This window comes from Komagataeibacter xylinus NBRC 15237 (assembly GCF_001571345.1).
GTDB classification, from domain to species: domain Bacteria; phylum Pseudomonadota; class Alphaproteobacteria; order Acetobacterales; family Acetobacteraceae; genus Komagataeibacter; species Komagataeibacter xylinus.
On record NZ_BCTP01000001.1, the window covers coordinates 127,459 to 150,847 of the forward strand.

Sequence of the window (23,389 nt, forward strand, 5' to 3'; positions counted from 1 at the left end):
TGGGACAGGACTGGCCGTGTCTTTTTTAACGCGATAGTGTAGAGCAACAAAACGTCAGCCCCTACCCACCCGTGGGGGAAGGCCGGAATTTCTTGACCGTTTTCATCGCAGGGACAGGTGCCCCCGGCACGGATGGATCAACCTTGAACGCAACGCAGAGCCTTACCGCGCGAACCGGTAACCTTTTTCACCGTTATGCCAACCCTGGCCGTTTCCTGCGCATGGGGGCCAAACTCCAGCCCTGGCTGACATGGCCCGCCCTTGTGCTGTCGGTTGCCGGAATCGTGTGGGGACTGTTCTTCTCCCCCGCTGACTGGCAGCAGGGCGACAGCGTGCGCATCATGTACGTGCATGTGCCTACCGCATGGCTGGCATCATCAGGTTATATGGGCCTTGCGGTATGCTCGCTGCTCTCGCTGGTGTGGCGCCACCCGCTGGCCGATCTTGCCGCGGTGGAAATCGGACCGGTGGGCGCTGCCATCACCGCCGTGTGCCTGGCCACCGGCTCGCTGTGGGGCAAGCCGATGTGGGGCACCTGGTGGGTGTGGGATGCGCGGCTGACCTCGGTGCTGGTGCTGTTCTTCCTGTATCTGGGCCATATCGCGCTGATCCGCGCGTTTGACGAGCCGCAGCGCGGCTACCGCGCCGCCGCCATCCTTGGCCTTGCGGGCGCGGTTGACCTGCCCATCATCAAGTTCAGCGTGCAGTGGTGGAACACCCTGCACCAGCCCGACAGCATTACGGTGACCGGCGCGCCCACCATGTCCACCTCCATGCTGTGGCCGCTGGGCCTGACCACGCTGGGCTTTACGCTCGGCTTCGCCGCCATCGTGCTCGCCCGCCTGCGCGCCTCGGTCATGGAAAGCCGGGTGCGCACCATCCTTGCCGCCAACCGGGGCCGCCAGTCAGCCGCCCCCCAGCCCGATCGCGCCACCCCATGACCCACCTGCCCTATATCGTGGCCGCCTATGGCCTGACCCTTGGCGTTGCCGCCATCCTGTCGGTCAATGCCACGCTGCGCCTGCGCCAGGCCCGCAAGCGCCTTGCCGCCATTGAACAGCCCCGGACACGCCAGCCCTCATGACCCGCAAGAGCAGACGCCTGTGGCTGGTGGTGGCATGCATGATCGGGCTGGGCTCGGCAGCAGCCCTTACGCTCAATGCCTTTTCCTCCAATATCGTGTTTTTCATGGCGCCCTCGCAGGTGCACAGCAAGCCACCGCCGGCTGACCGCACCATCCGCCTTGGCGGCATGGTGGTGGCAGGCAGCGTGCGCCAGGAAAAGGTGAAGGACGCCCCTGTCGCCATCTTTGACGTAACCGACGGGCAGGCCGCCGTGACCGTGCGCTACGAGGGCATCCTGCCCGACCTGTTCCGCGAGGGGCAGAGCGTGGTGGCCGTTGGCACCGTCAACCCCGATGGCACGTTCCGCGCCAGCGAAGTGCTGGCCAAGCATGACGAGACCTACATGCCCAAGGAAGTGGCCGAGGAACTGCGCCGCAGCGGCAAGTGGGACCCGCGCTTCGGCAAGGCTCCCGATGCCGCAAGCTGGAACACCATGACCGCCGCAGACAATGCGAAAAAACCGGCCACCCAGACGCCTTAACGGAAACTGACATCCGACAATGAACCCGGAACTTGGAAATTTTGCACTGGCGCTGGCATGCTGCATGGCCGCCGGACAGGCCATCCTGCCCCTGATTGGCGCAAGCCGCCGCGATGCGCGGCTGATGGCGCTGGCCCCCGCGCTGGCGGTGGGGCAGATGATCGCGCTCATCACCTCATTCGCCTGCCTGATCCATGCTGCCATCACCAATGACTTTTCGGTGCAGAACGTGGCGGCCAACAGCGCGGTCAGCAAGCCGCTGCTCTACAAGATCACCGGCGTATGGGGCAATCATGAAGGCTCGGTGCTGCTGTGGGCGATGATCCTGTCCATGTGTGGTGGGGCTGTGGCGCTGTTTGGCCGCAACCTGCCCTCAGCCCTGCAGGCGCGCGTGATTGCGGTGCTTGGCGGTGTTGCGGCAGGGTTTGAACTGTTCTGCCTGACCACATCCAATCCGTTTGCCCGCGTGTGGCCTGCCCCCATGGATGGCCAGGGCATGAACCCCCTGCTGCAGGACCCCGGCCTCGCCTTCCACCCGCCCATTCTCTACACCGGCTATGTCGGCTTTGCCGTGCCCTTCGCCTTTGCCATCGCAGCCCTGATCGAGGGCCGGGTAGATGCCGCATGGGGCCGCTGGGTGCGCCCGTGGGCCGTGGCGGCCTGGTGCTTCCTGACCTGTGGCATCGCCATGGGGTCGTGGTGGTCGTATTACGTGCTGGGCTGGGGCGGCTACTGGTTCTGGGACCCGGTGGAGAACGCATCCCTCATTCCGTGGCTGACGGGCACGGCGCTGGTGCATTCGGCCATTGTGGTGGAAAAGCGCGAGGCGCTGAAGATCTGGACCGTGCTGCTGGCCATCGGCACGTTCTCGTTCTCGCTCTCGGGCACGTTCCTCGTGCGCTCGGGCATTCTCAACTCGGTGCATGCCTTTGCCAATGACCCCGCACGTGGCGTGTTCATCCTTGGCCTGCTCGCCCTTGTCATTGGCGGCTCGCTGCTTCTATTCGCCATCCGCGCCCCGCAACTGACCGCGGGCGGGCTGTTTGCCCCTGTCTCGCGCGAGGGGCTGCTGGTGCTCAACAACATCCTGCTGTGCTCGATCTGCGCGGTGGTGCTGACAGGCACGATGTACCCGCCCTTCATGTCGCTGCTGTTTGGCAAGACCATCTCGGTCGGCAAGCCGTTCTTTGATGCGACCACCATTCCGCTGGCCATTCCGCTCATGGTATTCATGGGCTTCGGCCCCATGATGCCGTGGAAGCGCGCGCAGATGTGGCCGGTGCTGCGCCGCCTGTGGTGGGCCGCCTGCGTAACAGCAGTGGCGCTCGTGGTAGCCACATTCCAGATACGCGAGATCCTGCCGGTGCTGGCCACGGCCACCGCCGTGTGGGTGATCTGCTCCAGCGCGGCTGACATTGCCGAGCGCCTGCGCCTGTTCCGCCAGCCTCTTGGCCAGAGCTGGCAGCGTGCGCGCAGCCTGCCGCGCGCGGTGTTTGGCGCGGCCCTGGCCCATGCGGGCGTGGGCATTGTGGTGCTAGGCATTGCCGGCATGTCGCAGGCGGCGCACCGCATTGTGGAAGTGCATGTGGGCCAGAGCGAGATGCTGGCGGGCGATAGCTGGACCCTGACCGACGTAAAGCCTGCCGAAGGCCCGAACTACACCGCGCTGGTGGCCACGATTGAAGTGCGCCACAACGGCAGGCTGATCACGACGCTGCACCCCTCCAAGCGCACATTTGCCAGCCAGCACCAGACTACGACCGAGGTTGCGATCCATACCAACCTCATGGCCGACATCTACGGCGTGCTGGGCGACAAGCATGGCGATGACGCCAACCCGACCTATGTGCTGCGCCTGCATTACAACCCGCTGGCGCCGTGGATGTGGCTGGGCGGGCTGATCATGGCCTTTGGCGGCGCACTTTCCCTGTCCGACCGGCGCGTGCGCGTGGGCGCGCCACGCCGGGCCAAAACCGTTGATGTGGTGGTGGTGCAATGAGCGAACAGCCTTCTTCCCCCACCCGCCGCCGCCTGCTCATGGCGGCCCCGCTGGTTGTGGCGGGCGGGGTTGGCGTGGGCTTCTGGCGCATGCTCTCGGGCATGACAAAAGGCTCGTTCGACCCGCATGACATCCATGCCCCGGCCCTCAACCGCCCCGTGCCTGACTTCGCGCTGCCCGACCAGGCACCCGGCACCGGCTTTTCAGCCGCCGACCTGCGGGGGCTGAAGGCGCCGGTGCTGGTGAACTATTTCGCCTCGTGGTGCATTCCCTGCGTGGCCGAGATGCCGGTGCTCAACGTGCTGAAGGACAGGCTGCCGATCTGGGGCATTGCCTACAAGGACAAGCCCGAGCATGCGCTGGGCTTCGTGCAGCGCGCGGGCAACCCCTATGCCCGTATCGCCTCTGACCATGACGGGCTGGCCGCGATTGACTGGGGCGTGTCCGGCGTGCCGGAAACCTTTCTGGTCGGGCCGGGCGGGATCATCCGGTGGCACACCGCCTCCCCCATTACCGAGGCCATGATCACCAACACCATCATGCCGCTGGCGGACAGCCTCAAACAATGAAGACACATCCCCTACGCCGTGGCGGCCTGATTGCCCTGCTGGCCTGCCTGCTCTTTGCGCCACTGGTGGCGCTGGCGGTGGATGACCCGTCGGAAATGCTGCCCGACCCGGCGCAGGAGCAGCGCGCCGAGGCCATTGGCGCGCAGTTGCGCTGCCTCGTGTGCCAGAACGAATCGATCGAGGACAGCAGCGCCGATCTGGCCCGCGACCTGCGCCACGTGGTGCGCGAGCACGTGGCCAAGGGCGAGAGCAACCAGCAGATCATGGACTGGATGGTCAACCGCTACGGCAATTTCATCCGGCTCAAGCCGCCCTTCACCATTGGCACGCTGCTTTTGTGGGTCATGCCGCTGCTCGCACTGTGCATTGGCATCGGCATTGCGTGGTGGACCTTCCGCCGCCCGCGCGCGCCCGTGCCGCCGCCACTTTCGGATGAAGAGCGCCGCCGCCTGTCCGACCTGACCGAAACACGCTGAGATTGATATGATCTGGATTGGTATCTGCCTGCTTGGCGTGATTGCGCTTGTGCCAGCACTCCTGTCGTTCCGCCGCGCCACGCTGCTGCGTGACGAGCGTGAAAGCGCGCTAGTGCTGCATCAGGCCCAGTTGGCCGAACTCGAGCGCGACCTGGCCGAAGGCATGATCGCGCCCACCGAGCATGACAGCGCGCGGCTGGAAATCCAGCGCCGCGTGCTCGGCGCGGACATGCTGCCTGCCTTCATTGCCCGCAAGGGCGCCTCAACCGGGGCGATTGCGGCTGCCCTCGTGGGCCTGCCGGTTGCGGCCATTGCGCTGTACATGACCGTGGGCCATCCCGGCCTGCCCGCCCAGCCGCTGGCCCCGCGCCTTGTGGCGCTGCAGAAGGAAGACCACCGCAACGATGCGCTGATCGACCGCCTGCGCGACCAACTCAGGCAGATCCCGCCCGGTGATCCGAGCCTGTTCCAGGGTTACGTGCTGCTTGGCCAGGCCGAGGCCGGGCGCGACCATTACGCCGCCGCCGCCCAGGCCTGGCGCAGCGCCATCGAGCAGCGCTTCGACCCCGAGGTGGCAGCCCGCGCGGCTGAAGCGCAGATGATGGCTGATGATGGCCATATCTCGCCCGAAACCGCCGACCTGTACCGCCGCGCGCTTGATGCCGCCCCGCCGGATGCCCCGTGGCGCATGACGGTGCAGCAGCGCATTGCGCAGTCGGAACATCAGTAACCGGCACATCAATAACGCGCTATTGCGGCCTGCCGGGGGCTTTTACGCTTGCAAGCCTGCCCGTGCCGGGCGGAAAGTGATGGGCATGAGCAAGGATACATCCCCTACCTCCGCCCCTGCTGCCGATAACGCGCAGGACGAAGCGGCCAAGGAAGCCGCATTGCTGAAACAGCCCGCCGAGGCCGATGAAGTGGGTGGGCCAAAGGGGCCGGAACCCACCCGCTACGGCGACTGGACGGTCAAGGGCCGCTGCGTGGATTTCTAATCCTGCTGCCCATTTCCTTAAAAAATAATAGAAGTTTTTGGGTGCCGCCTTTTTTCAAAAAGGCGGCGTCCTTTTGAAGCTTTTTGAAAAAAGCTTCACCAAAAACTTTTGCTCAGAGTTCGTTGGGTAGCGGACCACGGCCGAAGGATGTCTGCCGCGCGCGGTGCCCCGGCGGCGGCACGTTGCATGAGATCAGGTAGATCCCGGCCACGAATACAAGCTGCGAGAGCGAATTGAACCACAGCGCGAGTTCATACACCGCATCCGCCGTTACGGCCTGATAGAGTGCATAGGCTGCAAACGGAATGGAAATAGGCCGCATGCCCGCCAGCATGATGCGAAAGGGGTTCTGGTAGCCTGGCCGCACCATGGCCCGCATGCGATGGATGCCGATGTAGAAAATCACCTCGAAAAACCAGCCCAGCACATTGGTAATGAGGTTGTTGATCGTCATGCCATCAAGCACCAGCAGGGCGGAAATGGAGGCGGCGGAGAGCACGATCGAGCCGACCTGAAAACTCATGCCCACGTCCATCGCCGTCAGGCGCTCGGGCAGCGCATCGGCAACAGGCTGGAAAATCCGGTCCAGCAGCCAAGCGTCGAACTGATTGACGCGTTCACCAAATGACATGACAGTTCCCAGCCTTTTCTCTCATCACGCGCAGGCAGCAGCCACGACCGCATCAGGGTAGCTGCCCGCCATGCCCGCCAGCGCGGTGTTGCTGAGCATGACAATGCTCATGCCCCGCGCCCGGTCCACCACCCATTGATGCCCGTACACACCGCCCCATGTAAAACTCCCCGCGCTGAGCGGCGTGCGCGCGGCAGTGGAGTCGGTTATGACCGCCCCGCCATAACCGAAGCCACGCCCGCGCATGAGCGGCCCCATCTCGATCATGCCCGTGGCATTACGCCCGAACAGCATGGCCGATACGGGCGAGAGCAGCCCTTCGCCACCAAGCCGTATCGCCTCGAGAAACGCCATGAATTCCGGCGCATTCCCCACCATGCCTGCCCCGCCCGAAGGGTAGGAGGCCGGGTCATAAATCCGCTCAGGCGCAAAACGGATGGCCCCCACCCCGCCGCCAGGCAGCAGGCGGGGCAGCACGTATTGCGCGCCCATGCGGATGGGGGCGGGCCTGCCGTCGGCATAGCAGGTGGCGAGCGTGCCGGGCGGTGGCGGGGCAAAACCCGTCTGCTTCCAGCCCAGCGGGCCGCCCACATACTGATGCAACGCCTCGGGCAATGCGCATCCGGCCACGGATTCGATCACGCCGCCCATCACGTCCAGCCCCAGCGAATAGGCCCATCCCTGCCCCGGCGCGAAGATGAGGCGCGTGGTGGCCAGCCGCGCCAGATTATCGGCCAGCGAAAGCCCCGGCTCGGCAATGCCGTCGGACACGCCCGCACGGGTATAGGGATTGTTATCCTGCGGAAAGGAGAAACTGTATGTCAGCCCGCTGGTATGGGTAAGCAACTGGTGCGAGGTGATCTGGCAGGGGCCGCCACCCGGCAGGGCAGGACAGAAATCGGGCAGGTAGCGCGTGATCGGGGCATGAAGGTCGAGCCGTCCCGCCTCCGCCAGGGCCAGCGCCACGGCGGTGATGGCCGGCTTGGTCAGCGAGGCGAGGCGGAAGGGTGTTCCGATCTGCATCGGGCGTCCGGCCTCGCGGTCGGCAAGCCCCACGGCCTCGCGCACCACCACCTCGCTATCAACGGCAACCAGCACCACCGCGCCGACCAGACGGCCTGCGGCCACGGCACTTTCCATGACATCACGCACCCGCCCGGCCATGCGGGCCGTTTCCGGCTGGGTTATGGACATGATCGTGTTCCTTCATGACTGGCAGCGCAACACGCGAACTGGCCCCCGCCCGCAAAGCGGCGTAACCTTGTGGCATGATAGCACGCCTGTTTTCCAAGACATTATGCCTCTCCCTCCTGTTATGCGGTAGCACGCTTGCCACACTTCCGCAGGCAGGGGCCGCAACGCCCGCGCCCCAGCCTGACATGCCGGTGCAGGCCACCCTGCCCAACGGGCTGCGGGTCGTGATCGTGCCTGACCGGCTGGCCCCGGTCGTGAGCACCGAGATCAATTACCTGGCCGGTTCGGCCGCGGCGCTGGCGGGCTTTCCCGGCACGGCGCATGCGCTCGAGCACATGATGTTTCGCGGCAGCGAGGGGCTGGACCGTGACCAGCTTGCCGCCATCGGGGCCAGGCTGGGCGGCAACTACAATGCCGACACGACGGAAAACGTGACGCAGTTCTTCTACACCGCCCCGGCGGAAAACCTCGACGTGCTGCTGCATATCGAAGCCCTGCGCATGAAGGGCCTGACACTGGCCGCCGATGACTGGGCGCATGAGCGCGGCGCGATCGAGCAGGAAGTCTCGCGCGACCTGTCGAGCCCCGGCTATGTGTACCTGGCCCGGCTGCAATCCATCCTGTTTGCAAACACGCCCTACGCGCATGACGCGCTGGGCAGCAGGCCATCGTTTGACAAGACCGACACCGCCCTGCTGCGCCGCTTCTACCGCGACTGGTATGCCCCCAACAACGCCATTCTGGTCATTGCCGGTGATGTTGACCCCGCCCGCACCATGGCGCAGGTGCGCGCGGCCTTTGGCGCCATTCCCGCCCGCACCCTGCCCGCGCGCGCGCAGGTCCATCCCGGCCCGGTCCATGCCCAGACGCTGCATTTCCCCACCGACTACCCGGTGGGGCTGGTGGCCATTGCCAGCCGCATGCCCGGCCAGAACAGCCATGATTATGCCGCTGCCCGCATTCTGGCCGACGTGCTGTGCAGCCAGCGCGGGGCGCTGTACGAACTCGTGCCACAGGGCCGTGCGCTGCTGTCGAGCTTTGATTTTGTGACCAAGGCGGATGCGGGCATCGGCATTGCCATTGCCGCCTTCCCCAAAGGCGGCGAGGCGGCTCCCCTGCAGGCCCGCATGCAGGATATATTGAAAACCCTGCGTGAAAACGGCGTGCCCGCCGATCTGGTCGAGGCCGCGAAACGCAAGGAACTGGCCCAGCTTGGTTTTGCCGCCAACAGCATTGCAGGCCTTGCGGAAAGCTGGTCGGAGGCACAGGCGATCATGGGCCTTCAATCGCCCGATGATGAAGCCACCGCCTTTGCTGCCGTCACACCGGAGGACGTCAACCGCCTGGCCCGGCAGGTGCTTGACCCGCAGCAGGCCATCACCGCCATCCTCACCCCGCGTGATGGTGGCCATCCGGTTGAGGGCAAGGGCTTTGGCGGCTCGGAATCCTTCGCCTCCACCCCCGACCACCCCGTCAGCCTGCCGCAATGGGCCAATGACAGCCTGATGGGCGTGAATGCACCCACGCCCTCCGCCCAGCCTGCCGCCTTCACGCTGCCCAACGGGCTGCGCCTGATCGTGCGCCCGGCCACGGTCAGCCACACGGTCAGCCTGTACGGCACCATCCGCCAGAATGAGGACATGCAGGAGCCGCCGGGCAAGGAAGGCATTGCCGACATAACCGATGAGATGTTCCGCTACGGCAGCACCACGCATGACCGGATCGGGCTGCAAAAGGCGCTGGATGACATCGCCGCCACCGAAAGTGCCGGGTCCGATTTCAGCCTGAGCGTGCTGACACCCGATTTCGAGCGTGGACTTGCCCTGCTGGCGGAAAATGAACTGCACCCCGCCCTGCCCGAGGCCGCCTTCAGGGTGGTGCAGGCCAATGCGGCGGCCTCGCTGTCCGGGCTGCTGCATTCGCCTGACTATCTGTTTGGCCGCGCAATGCAGGCCGCCGTCTCGCCCAAGGGTGATCCGTCGCTGCGGCAGGCCGAGCCCGCGGGCATCATGAAACTCAGCGTGGCAGACTGCCGCGCCTTTTACGCCGCCGCCTACCGGCCTGACCTGACCACAATCGTCATTACCGGCGATATCACGCCCGATGCCGCCTACAAGGCCATTGCCCGCACCTTTGGCGCCTGGCAGGCCACAGGCCCGACCCCCGTGGTTGACCTGCCGCAGCGCCCCGAAAGCCGGGCCAGCGTGACCCGCGTGCCCGACCCGTCCAGCACGCAGGCCACGGTGTCCCTGCCCGAGAGCCTTGGGCTGACGGCGACCAACCCGGAGCATTTCGCGCTCAACCTGGGCAACGAGATTCTGGGTTCGGGCTTTTCATCGCGTCTGTATCGCGACCTGCGGGTGCGCACCGGCTATGTCTATACCGTGCGCAGCCACCTGACATGGAAGCGCCAGCGCGCGGCCTACAGCATCTCGTTCGGCGCTGACCCGCAGAAAGTGGACGCCGCGCGGAATGCTGCGATACAGGACATCATCGCCATGCAGACCCGGCCCGTCAGCGCGGATGAACTGGCCATGGCGCGCGCGGGCATGCTGCGTGGCCTTGCGCTGCAATCGGCCAGCCTCGACACCATTGCAGCAGGCTACCTGCACTTCAGCGATCTTGGCCTGCCGCTCAACCAGAACGATATCGCAGCCCGGGCCTATTACACCCTGAGTGCGGACGCGATCCGCGATGCCTTCCGCAAATGGATCCGCCCCGATGACCTTGCCGAGATCATCAAGGGCCCACCCGCAACACGATAAAAACAGATGAACGTTTTTGGTAAAGCTTTTTTCAAAAAGCTTCGCAAGACGCCGCCTTTTTGAAAAAAGGCGGCACCCAGAAACTTTTATTCTTCTCTCTCAATACAAAAAAAGGGCGGTGCATTCCTGCACCGCCCTTTTTCATGCCCGGCTCCAGCCCACGCCTGCGCGGGCCGGAGCCTGTGGCTCGGATCAGCTCTCGGCGTTACGGCGACGGATCGCGGCACCCAGAATGTCACCCAGCGACGCACCGCTATCGGAAGAACCGTAGTCGGTGATCGCCTGCTTGTCTTCCTCGACCTCACGGCCGCGGATGGTCAGGGCCAGCTTGCGGGCAGCACGGTCAACCGACACGACCTTCGCATCGACACGCTCGCCAACGGCGAAGCGCTCGGGGCGCTGGTCGGCCTTGTCACGGGCCAGTTCCGCACGGCGGATGAAGCCGGTCAGAACGTCGTCAACCTTCACCTCGATGCCGTTCGCCTGCACCGCGGTCACGATGCAGGTTACGACCGCACCCTTCTGCACCTTGCTCAGCGTGTCGGCTGCGGGGTCTTCATGCAGCTGCTTGATGCCCAGCGAGATGCGCTCTTTCTCCACGTCCACGTCCAGAACCTTGGCCTTTACGACCTGGCCCTTCTCGTAGTGGCTCATGGCGACTTCGCCCGCCTCGTCCCACGACAGGTCGGACATGTGAACCATGCCATCGATGTCGGCGGAGAGGCCGATGAACAGGCCGAACTCGGTGATGTTGCGGATCTCGCCTTCCACCACGGAACCAACCTTGTGTTCCTCGGCGAACTGCTCCCACGGGTTGCGCTGCACCTGCTTCAGGCCCAGCGAGATGCGGCGCTTCGCGCTGTCCACATCCAGAACCATCACATCGACTTCCTGCGAAGTGGCGACGATCTTGCCCGGATGGACGTTCTTCTTCGTCCAGGACATCTCGGACACGTGCACCAGGCCTTCGACGCCCGGCTCGAGTTCCACGAATGCACCGTAGTCGGTGATGTTCGTGACGCGACCGGTGTAGCGGGCACCCGGCGGATACTTGATCGCCACGTTCTCCCACGGGTCAGCCTCAAGCTGCTTCATGCCCAGCGAGATGCGCTGCGTGTCGGGGTTGAAGCGGATGACCTGCACGCGGACCGGCTGGCCGATCTGCAGCGCCTCGGACGGGTGGTTGATGCGCTTCCATGCGATATCGGTCACATGCAGCAGGCCATCGACGCCACCAAGGTCAACGAACGCACCGTAATCGGTGATGTTCTTGACCACGCCATCGAGGATCATGCCTTCCTTCAGGCCCTGGATCAGCTCGCTGCGCTGTTCCGCACGGGTCTCTTCGAGCACGGCGCGACGCGAAACGACGATGTTGCCGCGCGCGCGGTCCATCTTCAGGATCTGGAACGGCTGGGGCACGCCCATCAGCGGGGTCACATCGCGCACGGGGCGGATGTCCACCTGGCTGCCCGGCAGGAACGCCATTGCGCCGCCGAGGTCGACCGTGAAGCCACCCTTGACGCGGCCATAGATCGTGCCGTTGACGCGCTGGTTGCCTTCGAACGCCTTTTCAAGGTTCGACCAAGCTTCCTCGCGGCGGGCCTTCTCGCGCGACAGGACAATGGACCCGTCACGATCTTCGTACCGCTCGACGAACAGTTCGATGACATCACCCGGCTTGACATCGGGGGTAACGCCCGGCGGGCCGAATTCCTTGAGGGAAACGCGCCCTTCGCTTTTCAGGCCGACATCGACGATGGCGTATTCATCCGTCAGGCGAACGACGCGACCGGTAACGACGGAACCGTCAAACGCGGAATCGCGACCGAGGGTTTCCTCGAGGAGATCGGCAAAGTTCTCGACGGGCTGTGTTGTGGCTGAAGCCATGAGTTACTCGTAAATCCTGTAACCACATCATGACCGCGCGGCGGCGGATGTGGACAATCCTGCGCCCCCGCCTGCCCGCCTGCGCGGTAACATGGGAACGACTTGCCCGGGCTCCGCGCCACGACACGGTCGCGGCACGCCTGCGGGCCAGATGTGAAAGACCATGCCCCGGCGCAGGCGCGCGGGGCATATACCGTTGAGCACAGACACCCTACGGGCGGCGTATGTCAATAAAAACCGTGCCGGGAGCGCATGGTTCGCGCACAAAAGCGCGCTAGCGTGTCCTGAGCGCCACGATCCGCAGGGCCTCGGCCAGGACGGCGGCGGCATCGAGGTGGTCGGTCTCGATATGCACGGCGTCATCCGCCGGGCGCAGGGGCGCGGTGGCGCGGGCGGAATCGGCGGCGTCACGCGCCGCGATCTCGCGCTCCACCTGTGCAATCCGGGCTGCGCGGTCAGGGGCGTCGGGGTCGGTGGCCATCTGCTCCCACCGCCGCTCGGCGCGCGTGCGGGCCGATGCCGTGATGTAGAGCTTGACCTGAGCATCGGGGAAGATGACCGTACCGATATCGCGCCCGTCAAGCACCGCGCCATGCGTGCCGGCAAAGCGGCGCTGCACATCAACGAGCACCCGGCGCACGGCGGGCTGGGCGGCCACGAGGCTTGCGGCACGGTCCACCTCGGGCACGCGCAGGTCGGTGCGGCGTAGGTCTTCCATGCCGACGGTGGCGGCAAATTCCTCTGCCGGGGCAGTGGCGGGGTCATGGCCCGCGTCGAGCATGCGCCGCCCGGTGGCGCGGTAGAGCAGGCCGGTATCGAGATAGGGCAGGCCCAGCGCCTCGGCCAGGCTGCGGGCCAGCGTGCCCTTGCCCGCCGCGGCCGGGCCGTCCACCGCTATGACCAGGCGCTGCGTCATGCCGCGAGCCCCGCGCCGATGCTGTTCATCAGCCCCACGAATCCGGGGAAGCTCGTGTCGATGAAGGCGGTATCATCCACGCTGACCGGCTTCCGGGCTGCAAGGCCCATCACGATGGCGCTCATGGCCAGGCGGTGGTCCATGCGGGTCTCGACCAGCCCGCCACCGGGAATGGCGCCCCCCGTGCCATGCACGATCATGTCATCGCCCACCACGTCCACCTTGATGCCATTGGCTTCAAGCAGCGCCACGGTGGCGGCAAGGCGGTCGCTTTCCTTCACACGCAGCTCCTCCAGCCCGCGAAAGCGCGACTGGCCCGTAGCATGGGCGGCGGCCACGGCCAGCACCGGATATTCATCAATCATCGACGGTGCGCGCGTGGCGGGCACGTCCACGCCATGCAGTGCGCCCGCGGTGGCGGTCAGGTCGCCCACCGGCTCGCCGCCTTCCACGCGCTCGTTGCTGATGGCAAGGTCGGCCCCCATTTCACGCAGCGAGGTAAACAGCCCGGTGCGCAGCGGGTTCAGCCCCACGCCCCGCACGGTTACCTTCGAGCCCGGCACCAGCAGCGCTGCCACCAGCACAAAGGCCGCAGAAGACGGATCACCGGGCACCACGATGTCACGCGCCACAAGGTCGGGGCGGCCCTGGAGCGTAATCACGCGGCCGCCCGCGCCCATGGGCTCGACCCGCACCTGCGCGCCGAAGTGGCGCAGCATGTTTTCGGTATGGTCGCGGGTGGCCACGGGTTCTTCCACCCGGGTCTCGCCCGCCGCGTTCAGCCCGGCCAGCAGCACGGCGGACTTGACCTGGGCCGAGGCCATCGGCAGCCGGTAGGCCAGCGGCGGCGGGTTGGCGTTGCCCGCGATGGCCAGCGGCAGCCGCCCGCCCTGGCGCGAAAGGAACGTGGCCCCGGTGGCGGCCAGCGGGTCGGTCACGCGCTTCATCGGGCGGCCACGCAGGCTGGCATCGCCCGTCATGACCGAGGTGAAGCCGTGGCTGGCCAGAATGCCCGACAGCAGGCGCGCCGCCGTGCCGGAATTGCCCATGTCCAGCACATCGGCGGGTTCACGCAGCCCATCGAGCCCGCAGCCCTGCACGCACCACTGGCCTGCCCCCTCGCGGGTGATGTCCGCGCCAAGGGCACGCATGGCATCGGCGGTGCGCAGCACGTCCTCGCCTTCCAGCAGGCCGGTGATGTGGGTCGTGCCGCGCGCAAGGGCTGCAAACATCAGCGAACGGTGGCTGATCGACTTGTCACCCGGCACATGGACCGAACCGGACAGGGGCGCGCGCGGGGCATGAACCGTCAGCGCGCGAACGGAAGAAGGGGCATGATCGGTTTTCATAACGCATCCCATTCCGTATTCCGGGTGACAAAGTCAATCACAGATCGGCATGATCGGGTTGCCGGAGTGCGGGGGCAATGTTTGACATCAGCCGCGCAAACTGGCATGGGGCTGCGCCTTTTGCCACTTCCGGATACGGTGGCTCCATTCATCATTAAAAACAGGATCGACAGGTTCAAGATGGCTCAGTCCAACCTCGGCACCAAACGTGTCTGTGTCTCCTGCAGCGCCCGTTTCTACGATCTGAACAAGAATCCGGCCGTCTGCCCCAAATGCGGCGCTGAACAGCCCGTGGAACTGCCGCGCCTGCGCCGCCCGGCGGAAGCTGCCCCCGAATCCAAGCCCAAGGCCAGCGACAACGCGGTCGATAACGACGTGGATGTCGATCTCGACGCCGATGCGGATGAGGATGCAGACACCGTGCTGCCTGACGACGCGGGCCTTGATGACGATGATGACGACGACATCAGCAGTGCTGACATCGACGTGAAAACCGACAAGGACGACCACGACAACTGAGGCCATGCGGCCCGGGGCACGCGCTCCGGGCCGTTTTTGCATCAGGCGGGGTTGCGGCGCTCGATCTCGACGCCAACCGATTCGGCATCATCGAAAATATCAAGCTTTTCGATGCTGACGCGCGTGATGCGCACGCGCTTTTCCGCCAGCACGCCGGCTGCGATTCGCTCGGCCAGCGTTTCCACCAGTGCGACATGCCCCTGCGCCACAAGCTCGCGCACCAGCAGCACCACACGTTCATATGATACCGTGCGGGCCAGATCATCCGCCCCCACCGCCAGCGAGGCGCTGTCAGGCACGCCAAACATCACATTGACGCGAATACGCTGGGTCACGCCCTGCTCGTGCTCGAACACGCCGATATGGGCATCAAGCACCATGTTGCGCACGAACAGGCAGCGCAGGTTTTCAGGCTCATTCCACGGCGGGAATACGGACATGATGGTTCCTGTCAGTCGGGAGGCTTCAGCACACCGGGGCGGCGGGCGACCACTGCATGTGCTGGCCGCCATCAAGGGCAAGCATCTGCCCGGTCACGGAGGGCAGGCAGATCAGCGACAGGGCCGCGCGCGCGATCTCATCGGGCGTTGCAACCCGGCCCAGCGGCACGGAGGCGCACTGGCGGGCAAACTGCTCCGGTGTCTGCCTTGGCGTGGGCAGCACGGGACCGGGACCGATGGCGTTGACGCGAATCTGCCGTGGCGCCAGCGCCAGCGCCATGGTCTGGGTCAGCGTCCATAACGCCGCCTTGGACACGGTATAGCTGACAAAATGGGGCGTGAGCGACCATACGCGCTCATCAAGCATGTTCAGCACCATGCCATCCGCGCCCTTGGGCAGCAGGCGAGCGAATTCCTGCATCAGCACGAAGGGCGCCCGGGTGTTGGGTTCCATATGGGCGTCCCACCCTGCCCGTGTCGCGTCATTCCATTCATCGCGCATGAACACGCTGGCGTTGTTGACCAGCACGCCCACCGGGCCAAGCTGGCGGGTCGCCTCGGCCACGAGCGGCGTGACCATTGCCTCATCCGCCAGATCGGCGGCCAGCAGCACGGCCCTGCGGCCTGATGCACGGATTTCAGCGGCAGTCTGTTCCGCAGCCTGCGCGGACGTGTTGTAATGCAGCGCGATATCGAAGCCCGCCTGCGCCAGTTCCAGCGCGATGGCGCGGCCAAGACGGGCCGCACCGCCGGTAACAAGGGCTGTGCGCGGCATGGCGTCAGGCACGGGCCAGACCCTGCTCATGCAGGTCTGCGCGCCATGATGGCGGCGGCCAGCGTGCCATCATCAAGCACGTCAAGCGCGCCCCCTACCGGCACGCCCTGCCCCACGCGGCTGATCTTTATGGTGTCAAAGCGGGCCAGCCGCTCATGCAGCCAGTGCATGGTGGTGGCCCCCTCCACCGTGGCGCCAAGGGCCAGGATCACTTCGCGCACGCTGCCCCCGGCAATACGGTCAAGCAGTGGCTGCACGTTGAGGTCATCCGGCCCGATGCCCGACAGCGCGGACAACGTGCCGCCCAGCACCTGGTACACGCCACGATGCACGCCCGCGCGCTCGAGCGCCCACAGGTCGCCCACGTTCTCCACCACGCACACCAGCCCCGCATCGCGGGTGGGGTCGGCGCAGATGGCGCAGGGATCGGTCGTGTCGAGATTGCCGCAACTCGAGCAGGTGCGCACGGCACGCGCCGCCTGCTCCATGGCCTGTGCAAGCGGCAGCATACGGGCATGGGGCTGGCGCAGCAGGGCCAGCGCTGCCCGGCGGGCCGAGCGGGGCCCAAGCCCCGGCAGGCGGCCCAGCAGGGTTACCAGCCGGTCGATCTCACCCCGCCCGCTCATGCATGCCCTCCTGTGCCCTGGTTCAGAACGGGAATTTCATCCCGCCCGGCAGGTTCAGGCCGCCGGTGACCTTCTTCATTTCCTCGCTGGCGGTGGCGTCGAGCTTCTTGCGGGCATCGGCGCTGGCGGCAAGGATCAGGTCCTGCAGCATTTCCATCTCGCCGGGGTCGGCAAGCTTGGGGTCGATGGTGATCGACTTCATGTCGCCCTTGCCGTTCATGGTCAGCATGACCATGCCAGCGCCCGCGCTGCCTTCAATGACCATATCTTCAAGCTTGGCCTGCATTTCTTCCATGCGGGCCTGCATCTGGGTGGCCTGTTTCATCAGGCCGGCAAGATTTTTCATGTTCAGTGTCTCTCCTCAGGCAAAATCATCTGCATCCAGATCGTCCTCTTCTACCAGATCGGCATCAAGAGGGGCGAATTCGAGATCCGGCGCCAGAGTTTCCAGCGCAAGCTCTTCTGGCGGCAGGCCGTAATCATCAAGCGCGTGATCGGTCACGGCGCCGAGCCGGGCGGTGGGGAAGACCGCGAGCACCGCCTGCACCAGCGGATGGGCCTCGGCCTGCGCGCGGTGCAGTTCGATGATCTCGGCCCCCTGCTCTGCAATCGTGGCCTCGCCTTCCTCCTCGGACTGGCGGACCTGCCAGGTGGCATCGCCCGTCATCTCGCGCAGGAAGGTTTCCAGCCGCCGGGCCAGGCCAGGCAGGCTGTTGCGCTCCACCCGGATCGTGATCAGCGGCGGCGCAAACGCGACAAGATGCACCGCATGGAACAGGTGCCCGTGCAGCATGGCGTCACGCCCTGACACAAGGGCTACGGTCTCGCGCCATGTGCGTGGCGAGGGCGCAAGTGGCGTTTCCACCACCCGGCCAATGTCAGCCGCGTGCTGTGGCGCGGCATCGACCCGCACGCCGCCATTGGCCACCATGCGGATCGTGCCGCCACCACCATCGGGCCCGGGCGCGACACCGGGCGACAGACCTGCCTGCACCCCGCCACCCGTGAGGGGAGCCGACCCGCCGGAAACCTGCATGGGCATTGCGCTGGCATCCTGCCCCAGCACGCGGCGCACCACATCACCCGGCGGCGGCAGGTCGGCCACGTAGCACAGGCGGATCAGCACCATCTCGGCGGCCTGCCTGCGGTCGGGCGCCTGCTCTACTTCAGCCACGCCCTTGAGCAGCATCTGCCATGTGCGACCCAGCACCGGCACCGGCACGCGCTCGGCCAGGGCGGAACCGCGCCTGCGCTCGGCCTCGGGCATCTCGGGGTTGTCACGCAGGGCGGGAATGGCCTTGAGGCGCGAGACGGTGTGCACCAGTTCCAGCACATCGCCCAGCATCACGCCCAGATCGCCGCCACGCTCATACACATCGCCGGTAATGGCCAGCGCGCGCTCGGGGCGGCCTTCCAGCACGGCATCGAGCAGGTCGAACACCAGCCCACGATCGGCCAGGCCCAGCATGCCCGCCACGAGGTCCAGCCCGATGGGGGCGGCGTCCGTGCCGCCCTCGCCATCAAGCGTGCCCTGGGCTATGGCCTGATCGAGCAGCGACAGCCCATCGCGCACCGAGCCATCGGCAGCCCGCGCGATCAGGGCCAGCGCATCGGGGGTGAAGGTGACGTTTTCGGCCCGGGCCACGCGATCGAAATGGGCGGCAAGCTCCACCTGCGGCACACGGCGCAGCGCGAAGGTCTGGCACCGCGACAGCACCGTGACCGGCACCTTGCGCAGCTCGGTCGTGGCGAAGATGAAGGTGACCTGCGCGGGCGGTTCCTCCAGCGTCTTGAGCAGCGCGTTGAACGCGTTGCGCGAGAGCATGTGGACCTCATCGATGATGAAGACCTTCATGCGCCCCTGCATGGGCCGGAAGCGGGTCGCCTCGATGATTTCGCGCACGTCGTCCACGCCGGTGCGCGAGGCGGCATCCATCTCCAGCACATCGGGGTGGCGGTCGGCGAGAATGGCCACGCAGTTGGGGCACACGCCGCACGGGTCCGCCGTGGGGCCGCCCTTGCCATCAGGCCCGGTGCAGTTGAGCGCGCGGGCGATGATGCGTGCCGTGGTGGTCTTGCCCACGCCGCGCACGCCGGTCAGCATGAAGGCATGCGCCACGCGCCCGAGCGCAAAGGCGTTGCGCAGGATGCGGACGGTGGTTTCCTGACCGATCAGATCATCAAATGTGGTGGGGCGATATTTGCGGGCCAGCACACGGTAGGGTGCGGCGGGTGTTGCATCCGCCACGGCGGGCGGCGCCGGTGGCGGCGGGGCGTCACCAAACAGGCCGGGGCCATCTGCGGGCGGTGCAGGCAGCCCGGCCTCCTCGGAACGATCCTGATCCGACGAAACGGTCATTGATGCATCCGGGCTGGAGAAGTGGCCATGACGTACGCGGCGCGATGGCGACACACAAACTTGTTTCAGATGAGAGACCGGCCATAACCCGGACGAAACTCACTACGGCTGCTTCCTTCCGGACCTGACCAGGTTAGCAAGGTATCCGTCTACAACCGATCTCCCGAGCGGGTTCTAACACATACACCCGTCCCATGCACAAGGGGGCGGACAAAAAAATCACGCTTATTCCCCTACAGCCGCACCGGACTGGTGGCGCAGGTCGGCCGCGCCATAATAACGCGCCTGCCCCACCCTGCCGATGCGCGGGCCGCCGACAAGGATGCTCTCGGCAACACCCCACGGCGCGTGCTCTTCCACCCTGTAGCCTTCATGGGTAAGCGTGCGGATGGCCGCGGGCGACAGCGCCCCGTGTTCCACCTGCACCACGTCGGGCTGCCATTGCTCATGGATGCGCGGCAGGTCGACCGCCTGCTGCACGTCAAGCCCGTAATCGACCATGCCGGTCAGCACCGACAGGACGATGGTGGGAATGCGCGAGCCGCCGGGGCTGCCCAGCACCATGGCAGGCTGGCCATCATGCGAGACGATGGTCGGCGCCATGGACGAGAGCGGCGTCTTGCCGGGTGCTATGGCATTGGCCTTGCTGCCCACGATGCCGAACATGTTCGGCTCGCCTGGCCGGGTGGCGAAGTCATCCATCTCGTCATTCATGACCACGCCGGTGCTGCCCGCCACCACGCCCGCGCCAAACCAGCCATTGAGCGTATAGGTCACCGCTACGGTCATGCCGGACTGGTCAGCGATGGAATAATGGGTGGTTTCCTCCTTCTCGCCATCCGGCGCGCCGGGGCGCAGGCTGGCGGAGGAAACGGCATGGTTGAGCGGCAGGTACTGGCGTATCTGCGCCGCGTAGGCCGGATCGGTCAGGTGACTGATTGGGTTGTTGACGAAGGCGGGGTCGCCAAGGTCCTGCCGGTCGGCATAGGCGTGGCGCATGGCCTCGACCTCACGCTGCACGCCTGCGGCCGTGTGCAGCCCGAGCGCGTGCATGTCATAGCCCGACAGGATGTTGAGCATCTCGCACAACGCCACACCGCCGCCGCTTGGAGGCGGTGCCGTATCGATATGATAGCCGCGGTACTCGCAGGTCAGCGGTGCCATCATGCGGGTGTGATAGCTGGCGAAATCCCTGCGCGACAGGATCCCGCCGCCCTTCTCGCTACTTCTGATGATCTCTTTCGCCACCGGCCCTTCATAAAAGCCGCTGGCCCCCTTGCGCGCGATGCGCTCAAGCGTGCGGGCCAGGTCGGGCTGTACCAGCCGCTCGCCCGCCATGAGCGGCGTGCCATCGGGGTGAAGGAATATCTTGCTGGCATAAGGATCTTTGGCAAAAGCTGCCGTGGAGGTATGCAGCAGGTCCACATCGCTGGGCTTGAGGATGAAGCCGTCACGCGCCAGCGTTATGGCAGGGGCCATCACATCGGCGCGCGGCAGCTTGCCCCACCTGTCATGCACTTCTTCCAGCCCCGCCACGGTGCCGGGAATGGCGACCGCTTTCCACCCCTTGGTGGACGCATCGGCAATGACGTGACCCGCCGCATCCTGATACATGGTAGCCGTGGCCGCCCCGGGCGCATGCTCACGAAAATCGATGAAGGTGGCCTGTCCGTCCGGCAGGCGCAGGGTCATGAAGCCCCCGCCGCCAATATTACCCGCAGCCGGATAGACCACCGCCATGGCGTAACCCACCGCAACGGCGGCATCGACCGCGTTGCCGCCGCGCGCGAGGATATCGGCCCCCACATGCGCAGCAAGGTCCTGTGCCACGACCACCATGCCATTGCGCCCCGGCGTGGGGGCCATGCCGATGGCCTGGCCGCCCGGCGTATTTTCAAATGCCAGCGGGTCCACCACCGCGGCCTGCCCGGCCACCGGCAGGGCCGCGACAAGGCATGAAAGAAGAAGCGCGCGGGTGCGCAGGCCACGGGCGGAAGGCATGGGCGTTTCCTTTTGGGTCTTGTGGGCGTGTCTGTCCCTTACGGGCGATGGATCAGGCCTGCGTGTAAGGCGGGCAGGTATAGCCTGCGGGCGAGAGGGTGAAGACCTCGCACCCGTCTTCCGTCACACCCATCATGTGCTCGAACTGGGCGGAAAGCGAACGGTCGCGCGTCACCGCCGTCCATCTGTCCTCAAGGATCTTTACATCCGGGCGGCCGATATTGAGCATGGGCTCGATGGTGAAGAACATGCCCGGACGCAGCACCAGATCCACGTCGGGGCTGTCGTAATGCAGCACGTTGGGCGGCGCGTGGAAGGTGCGCCCGATTCCATGCCCGCAGAAATCGCGCACCACCGAAAAGCGCCGTGCCTCGGCATAGGTCTGGATGACACGCCCGATATCATTCAGCGTGGCGCCGGGGCGTACGGCATCAATGGCCAGCATGAGGGATTCGTAGGTCGCCTCGATCAGCTTCTGCGCGCGCAGCTTGACCTTGCCCACGGTGTACATCCGGCTCGTATCACCGTACCAGCCATCAAGGATCACGGTCACGTCGATATTGAGGATGTCGCCATCCTTCAGCGTCTTTTCGCCCGGAATGCCGTGGCAGACAACATGATTGATCGAAATGCAGCTTGAGGCCGGGTAGCCGCGATAGCCCAGCGTGGCGGGCAACGCGCCGTTGGCAATCATGTAATCATGGATCAGGCGGTCGAGTTCCGCCGTGGTCACACCCTCGCGCACATGCGGGGTGATCATGTCGAGCGTGCGGGCGGCAAGCTGGCCTGCCGCCCGCATGCCTACGAAGTCTTCCGGCGTGTGAATCTTTACCGCGCCGCCGTGCATATCGCCTTCCATGCCGCTAACCTTTCCTGTCATCTGTGCATGACCACCCGCCCGCAGTCATGAGAGGGACAACAGGAACACGCCTGACCCGCCTGCCAGCCACGCCGGATGGATAATCGTGCCTTCTATACCCTGTGGCGCGTGCTGTCAGCTTCGTGACTTGGCGCGCGCATGCATGGTGTGCGCCGCATGCCCCATGCTGACCAGATGCACATGGGCGTGCACGGGCGCAGTTGCGGGATGTACGTGCACCACCGTGCCATGCCCGCGCCGGATACGGGTGTACGAGGCGGGAATGGCCGGGGCCTCGGCCACTTCATCCGCCGGGTCGGCCCGCAGGCGGGCGGAGGCCAGCGTCACGCCATGATGGCGGCCCAGGGCGGACCTGCCGCCCGCGCGCGCAAGCAGCAGCGGGCGCGTGACAGGGGCAGGACGCGCCACGGGGGCCACGCCCTCGGCATCGAAGCTGGCATCGAGCAGGGCGGCCATGGTGGTGTTGCGCCGCGTATTGGACTTCGCCCCCATCACCACGCCAATCAGGCGCACGTTGTCGCGCACGGCGGAGGTCACGAGGTTATGCCCCGCCTCATCGGTATAACCGGTCTTGAGGCCATCGGCGCCGGGATAGGCGCCAAGCATCGGGTCATGGTTGGGCACGTCATGCCCGTGGAAATAGAAGCCCGGCACCGCGAAGTAATGGTAGTACTCGCCATAATCCACGATCAGGTGGCGCGCCAGGGTGGCGAGGTCACGCGCCGAAGTCATCTGCTCGGCGTTGGGCAGGCCCGATGCGTTGCGGAACACGGTATCATACATGCCAAGCCTGCCGGCCTCGCGCGTCATCATCGCGGCAAAGCGGGTCTCGTCGCCACCGCCAAGGAACTCGCCCAGCGCGCAGGCCGCATCATTGGCGGACTTGGTGACCAGCGCGAGCACCGCCTGCTCCACCGTAAGCTGCGACCCCGCACGCAGGCCCAGCTTTGATGGCTCCATCGAGGCGGCATGGATCGAGACCGGCATTTCCTGATTTAATGCAACCTGCCCCGTGCGCACGGCCTTGAAAGCAAGGTAGAGCGTCATCAGCTTGGTCAGGCTGGCGGGGTAGCGGCGCAGGTCCGAATCCTGCTGCGACAGCACGGCCCCGGTGCGGGCATCCACCACGATGGAGCTGACCTGCCCCACATATTGCGCCCTTGCCGCGTGCATGCCCCCAAGGCCGACACACAGCCCCACGGTAGCGATAACCCCGAGGCAGGAAAAACGGATAGCGGAAAAACGGCTCATGAGATGGCGAAACCTACGCGTGCAATGATCATCATACGGTTTCGGGCGCACGGGCGTTACCCGGCACCCCTCCATCCATTCACGGGTTGCTTGGCTGCAACCATTCTAAAAGAAAGGTTTTCTATTCGTCCAGAGCGTATTTATATCCT

The 23,389-nt window shown here is 65.7% G+C and carries 23 protein-coding genes and 1 other RNA gene; 10 read left to right on the forward strand and 14 right to left on the reverse strand.

Going from position 1 to position 23,389, the window contains the following annotated elements; all coding sequences use genetic code 11:
• Positions 1–143 precede the first annotated feature (143 nt).
• The 8 genes from GXY01S_RS00585 to GXY01S_RS00615 all read left to right on the forward strand — a co-directional run bounded on the left by GXY01S_RS00585 (position 144) and on the right by GXY01S_RS00615 (position 5,644).
• A complete protein-coding gene (locus tag GXY01S_RS00585; protein ID WP_061271503.1) occupies positions 144–941 on the forward strand; it encodes a heme ABC transporter permease in 798 nt (265 codons plus the stop codon).
• Complete coding sequence (locus GXY01S_RS16885) at positions 938–1,084, forward strand: heme exporter protein CcmD (RefSeq protein ID WP_082770655.1); 147 nt, start codon at positions 938–940, stop codon at positions 1,082–1,084. Before GXY01S_RS00585 ends, GXY01S_RS16885 begins: the two co-directional genes overlap by 4 nt.
• On the forward strand, positions 1,081–1,605 hold the full coding sequence (ccmE, locus tag GXY01S_RS00590; protein ID WP_061271445.1) for a cytochrome c maturation protein CcmE: 525 nt from the start codon (positions 1,081–1,083) through the stop codon (positions 1,603–1,605). The genes GXY01S_RS16885 and ccmE overlap by 4 nt, the downstream gene beginning before the upstream one ends.
• Positions 1,606–1,624: 19 nt before the next feature.
• Complete coding sequence (locus GXY01S_RS00595; RefSeq protein WP_061271446.1) at positions 1,625–3,604, forward strand: heme lyase CcmF/NrfE family subunit; 1,980 nt, start codon at positions 1,625–1,627, stop codon at positions 3,602–3,604.
• The gene (locus GXY01S_RS00600) at positions 3,601–4,173 is read left to right on the forward strand and encodes a DsbE family thiol:disulfide interchange protein (RefSeq protein ID WP_061271447.1); all 573 of its coding nucleotides are present in this window, start codon (positions 3,601–3,603) and stop codon (positions 4,171–4,173) included. The genes GXY01S_RS00595 and GXY01S_RS00600 overlap by 4 nt, the downstream gene beginning before the upstream one ends.
• A complete protein-coding gene (locus tag GXY01S_RS00605; protein ID WP_061271448.1) occupies positions 4,170–4,649 on the forward strand; it encodes a cytochrome c-type biogenesis protein in 480 nt (159 codons plus the stop codon). The genes GXY01S_RS00600 and GXY01S_RS00605 overlap by 4 nt, the downstream gene beginning before the upstream one ends.
• Positions 4,650–4,656: 7 nt before the next feature.
• Entirely contained in the window at positions 4,657–5,379 is a 723-nt protein-coding gene (ccmI, locus tag GXY01S_RS00610) for a c-type cytochrome biogenesis protein CcmI (protein ID WP_061271449.1), read from the forward strand.
• Positions 5,380–5,464: 85 nt separating this feature from the next.
• Positions 5,465–5,644 (forward strand): DUF1674 domain-containing protein, encoded by a 180-nt coding sequence (locus tag GXY01S_RS00615; RefSeq protein WP_061271504.1) that lies wholly within the window; start codon positions 5,465–5,467, stop codon positions 5,642–5,644.
• Positions 5,645–5,756: 112 nt separating this feature from the next.
• On the opposite strand, the gene GXY01S_RS00620 is transcribed toward GXY01S_RS00615, so the two are convergent.
• Both GXY01S_RS00620 and GXY01S_RS00625 read right to left on the reverse strand, forming a co-directional pair.
• Positions 5,757–6,275, reverse strand: a complete 519-nt coding sequence (locus GXY01S_RS00620) for a hypothetical protein (protein WP_061271450.1) — start codon at positions 6,273–6,275, stop codon at positions 5,757–5,759.
• A gap of 24 nt (positions 6,276–6,299) precedes the next feature.
• The gene (locus GXY01S_RS00625; RefSeq protein ID WP_061271451.1) at positions 6,300–7,469 is read right to left on the reverse strand and encodes a serine hydrolase domain-containing protein; all 1,170 of its coding nucleotides are present in this window, start codon (positions 7,467–7,469) and stop codon (positions 6,300–6,302) included.
• A gap of 74 nt (positions 7,470–7,543) precedes the next feature.
• On the opposite strand from GXY01S_RS00625, the gene GXY01S_RS00630 reads away from it, so the two are divergent.
• A complete protein-coding gene (locus tag GXY01S_RS00630; RefSeq protein ID WP_174520882.1) occupies positions 7,544–10,234 on the forward strand; it encodes a M16 family metallopeptidase in 2,691 nt (896 codons plus the stop codon).
• Positions 10,235–10,426: 192 nt separating this feature from the next.
• Here the strand turns inward: GXY01S_RS00630 and rpsA are convergent, their stop codons facing one another.
• The 3 genes from rpsA to aroA all read right to left on the reverse strand — a co-directional run bounded on the left by rpsA (position 10,427) and on the right by aroA (position 14,389).
• Complete coding sequence (gene rpsA / locus GXY01S_RS00635) at positions 10,427–12,124, reverse strand: 30S ribosomal protein S1 (protein ID WP_061271452.1); 1,698 nt, start codon at positions 12,122–12,124, stop codon at positions 10,427–10,429.
• A 274-nt stretch (positions 12,125–12,398) separates the two neighbouring features.
• Positions 12,399–13,040 carry a (d)CMP kinase gene (gene cmk, locus GXY01S_RS00640; RefSeq protein ID WP_061271453.1) on the reverse strand — a complete coding sequence of 214 codons (642 nt, stop codon included), beginning with the start codon at positions 13,038–13,040 and terminating at the stop codon, positions 12,399–12,401.
• Positions 13,037–14,389, reverse strand: a complete 1,353-nt coding sequence (gene aroA, locus GXY01S_RS00645; RefSeq protein ID WP_061271454.1) for a 3-phosphoshikimate 1-carboxyvinyltransferase — start codon at positions 14,387–14,389, stop codon at positions 13,037–13,039. The genes cmk and aroA overlap by 4 nt, the downstream gene beginning before the upstream one ends.
• Positions 14,390–14,569: 180 nt before the next feature.
• Here aroA and GXY01S_RS00650 point away from each other — a divergent pair, with 180 nt between their 5' ends.
• Complete coding sequence (locus GXY01S_RS00650) at positions 14,570–14,908, forward strand: TIGR02300 family protein (RefSeq protein WP_061271506.1); 339 nt, start codon at positions 14,570–14,572, stop codon at positions 14,906–14,908.
• Positions 14,909–14,949: 41 nt separating this feature from the next.
• Here GXY01S_RS00650 and folB read toward each other — a convergent pair whose 3' ends face one another.
• From folB to GXY01S_RS00695, 9 genes are all read right to left on the reverse strand, one after another.
• Positions 14,950–15,348 carry a dihydroneopterin aldolase gene (folB, locus tag GXY01S_RS00655; RefSeq protein ID WP_061271455.1) on the reverse strand — a complete coding sequence of 133 codons (399 nt, stop codon included), beginning with the start codon at positions 15,346–15,348 and terminating at the stop codon, positions 14,950–14,952.
• A 25-nt stretch (positions 15,349–15,373) separates the two neighbouring features.
• Complete coding sequence (locus tag GXY01S_RS00660; RefSeq protein ID WP_061271456.1) at positions 15,374–16,153, reverse strand: SDR family oxidoreductase; 780 nt, start codon at positions 16,151–16,153, stop codon at positions 15,374–15,376.
• Positions 16,150–16,749 (reverse strand): recombination mediator RecR, encoded by a 600-nt coding sequence (gene recR / locus GXY01S_RS00665; RefSeq protein WP_061271457.1) that lies wholly within the window; start codon positions 16,747–16,749, stop codon positions 16,150–16,152. Before recR ends, GXY01S_RS00660 begins: the two co-directional genes overlap by 4 nt.
• 22 nt (positions 16,750–16,771) lie before the next feature.
• Complete coding sequence (locus GXY01S_RS00670; RefSeq protein WP_061271458.1) at positions 16,772–17,095, reverse strand: YbaB/EbfC family nucleoid-associated protein; 324 nt, start codon at positions 17,093–17,095, stop codon at positions 16,772–16,774.
• A 15-nt stretch (positions 17,096–17,110) separates the two neighbouring features.
• Positions 17,111–19,108 (reverse strand): DNA polymerase III subunit gamma/tau, encoded by a 1,998-nt coding sequence (locus GXY01S_RS00675; RefSeq protein ID WP_061271459.1) that lies wholly within the window; start codon positions 19,106–19,108, stop codon positions 17,111–17,113.
• Between the two features lie 69 nt (positions 19,109–19,177).
• Positions 19,178–19,272, reverse strand: an RNA gene (ffs, locus tag GXY01S_RS00680) — signal recognition particle sRNA small type.
• 61 nt (positions 19,273–19,333) lie between these two features.
• Entirely contained in the window at positions 19,334–21,109 is a 1,776-nt protein-coding gene (gene ggt / locus GXY01S_RS00685; RefSeq protein WP_061271460.1) for a gamma-glutamyltransferase, read from the reverse strand.
• Positions 21,110–21,161: 52 nt separating this feature from the next.
• Positions 21,162–21,968 carry a type I methionyl aminopeptidase gene (gene map / locus GXY01S_RS00690; protein ID WP_061271461.1) on the reverse strand — a complete coding sequence of 269 codons (807 nt, stop codon included), beginning with the start codon at positions 21,966–21,968 and terminating at the stop codon, positions 21,162–21,164.
• 135 nt (positions 21,969–22,103) lie between these two features.
• Positions 22,104–23,240, reverse strand: coding sequence for a D-alanyl-D-alanine carboxypeptidase family protein (locus GXY01S_RS00695; protein WP_061271462.1), 1,137 nt, complete (start codon positions 23,238–23,240; stop codon positions 22,104–22,106).
• Positions 23,241–23,389: the final 149 nt, after the last annotated feature.

Excerpts from the sequence above, each read along its gene's own strand:
- GXY01S_RS16885 (WP_082770655.1), top strand. The coding sequence starts at position 938 with ATGACCCACCTGCCCTATATCGTGGCCGCCTATGGCCTGACCCTTGGC.
- ccmE (WP_061271445.1), top strand. The coding sequence starts at position 1,081 with ATGACCCGCAAGAGCAGACGCCTGTGGCTGGTGGTGGCATGCATGATC.
- GXY01S_RS00595 (WP_061271446.1), top strand. The coding sequence starts at position 1,625 with ATGAACCCGGAACTTGGAAATTTTGCACTGGCGCTGGCATGCTGCATG.
- GXY01S_RS00600 (WP_061271447.1), top strand. The coding sequence starts at position 3,601 with ATGAGCGAACAGCCTTCTTCCCCCACCCGCCGCCGCCTGCTCATGGCG.
- GXY01S_RS00605 (WP_061271448.1), top strand. The coding sequence starts at position 4,170 with ATGAAGACACATCCCCTACGCCGTGGCGGCCTGATTGCCCTGCTGGCC.
- ccmI (WP_061271449.1), top strand. The coding sequence starts at position 4,657 with ATGATCTGGATTGGTATCTGCCTGCTTGGCGTGATTGCGCTTGTGCCA.
- GXY01S_RS00615 (WP_061271504.1), top strand. The coding sequence starts at position 5,465 with ATGAGCAAGGATACATCCCCTACCTCCGCCCCTGCTGCCGATAACGCG.
- GXY01S_RS00620 (WP_061271450.1), bottom strand. The coding sequence starts at position 6,275 with ATGTCATTTGGTGAACGCGTCAATCAGTTCGACGCTTGGCTGCTGGAC.
- GXY01S_RS00625 (WP_061271451.1), bottom strand. The coding sequence starts at position 7,469 with ATGTCCATAACCCAGCCGGAAACGGCCCGCATGGCCGGGCGGGTGCGT.
- GXY01S_RS00630 (WP_174520882.1), top strand. The coding sequence starts at position 7,544 with ATGATAGCACGCCTGTTTTCCAAGACATTATGCCTCTCCCTCCTGTTA.
- rpsA (WP_061271452.1), bottom strand. The coding sequence starts at position 12,124 with ATGGCTTCAGCCACAACACAGCCCGTCGAGAACTTTGCCGATCTCCTC.
- cmk (WP_061271453.1), bottom strand. The coding sequence starts at position 13,040 with ATGACGCAGCGCCTGGTCATAGCGGTGGACGGCCCGGCCGCGGCGGGC.
- aroA (WP_061271454.1), bottom strand. The coding sequence starts at position 14,389 with ATGAAAACCGATCATGCCCCTTCTTCCGTTCGCGCGCTGACGGTTCAT.
- GXY01S_RS00650 (WP_061271506.1), top strand. The coding sequence starts at position 14,570 with ATGGCTCAGTCCAACCTCGGCACCAAACGTGTCTGTGTCTCCTGCAGC.
- folB (WP_061271455.1), bottom strand. The coding sequence starts at position 15,348 with ATGTCCGTATTCCCGCCGTGGAATGAGCCTGAAAACCTGCGCTGCCTG.
- GXY01S_RS00660 (WP_061271456.1), bottom strand. The coding sequence starts at position 16,153 with ATGAGCAGGGTCTGGCCCGTGCCTGACGCCATGCCGCGCACAGCCCTT.
- recR (WP_061271457.1), bottom strand. The coding sequence starts at position 16,749 with ATGAGCGGGCGGGGTGAGATCGACCGGCTGGTAACCCTGCTGGGCCGC.
- GXY01S_RS00670 (WP_061271458.1), bottom strand. The coding sequence starts at position 17,095 with ATGAAAAATCTTGCCGGCCTGATGAAACAGGCCACCCAGATGCAGGCC.
- GXY01S_RS00675 (WP_061271459.1), bottom strand. The coding sequence starts at position 19,108 with ATGACCGTTTCGTCGGATCAGGATCGTTCCGAGGAGGCCGGGCTGCCT.
- ggt (WP_061271460.1), bottom strand. The coding sequence starts at position 21,109 with ATGCCTTCCGCCCGTGGCCTGCGCACCCGCGCGCTTCTTCTTTCATGC.
- map (WP_061271461.1), bottom strand. The coding sequence starts at position 21,968 with ATGGAAGGCGATATGCACGGCGGCGCGGTAAAGATTCACACGCCGGAA.
- GXY01S_RS00695 (WP_061271462.1), bottom strand. The coding sequence starts at position 23,240 with ATGAGCCGTTTTTCCGCTATCCGTTTTTCCTGCCTCGGGGTTATCGCT.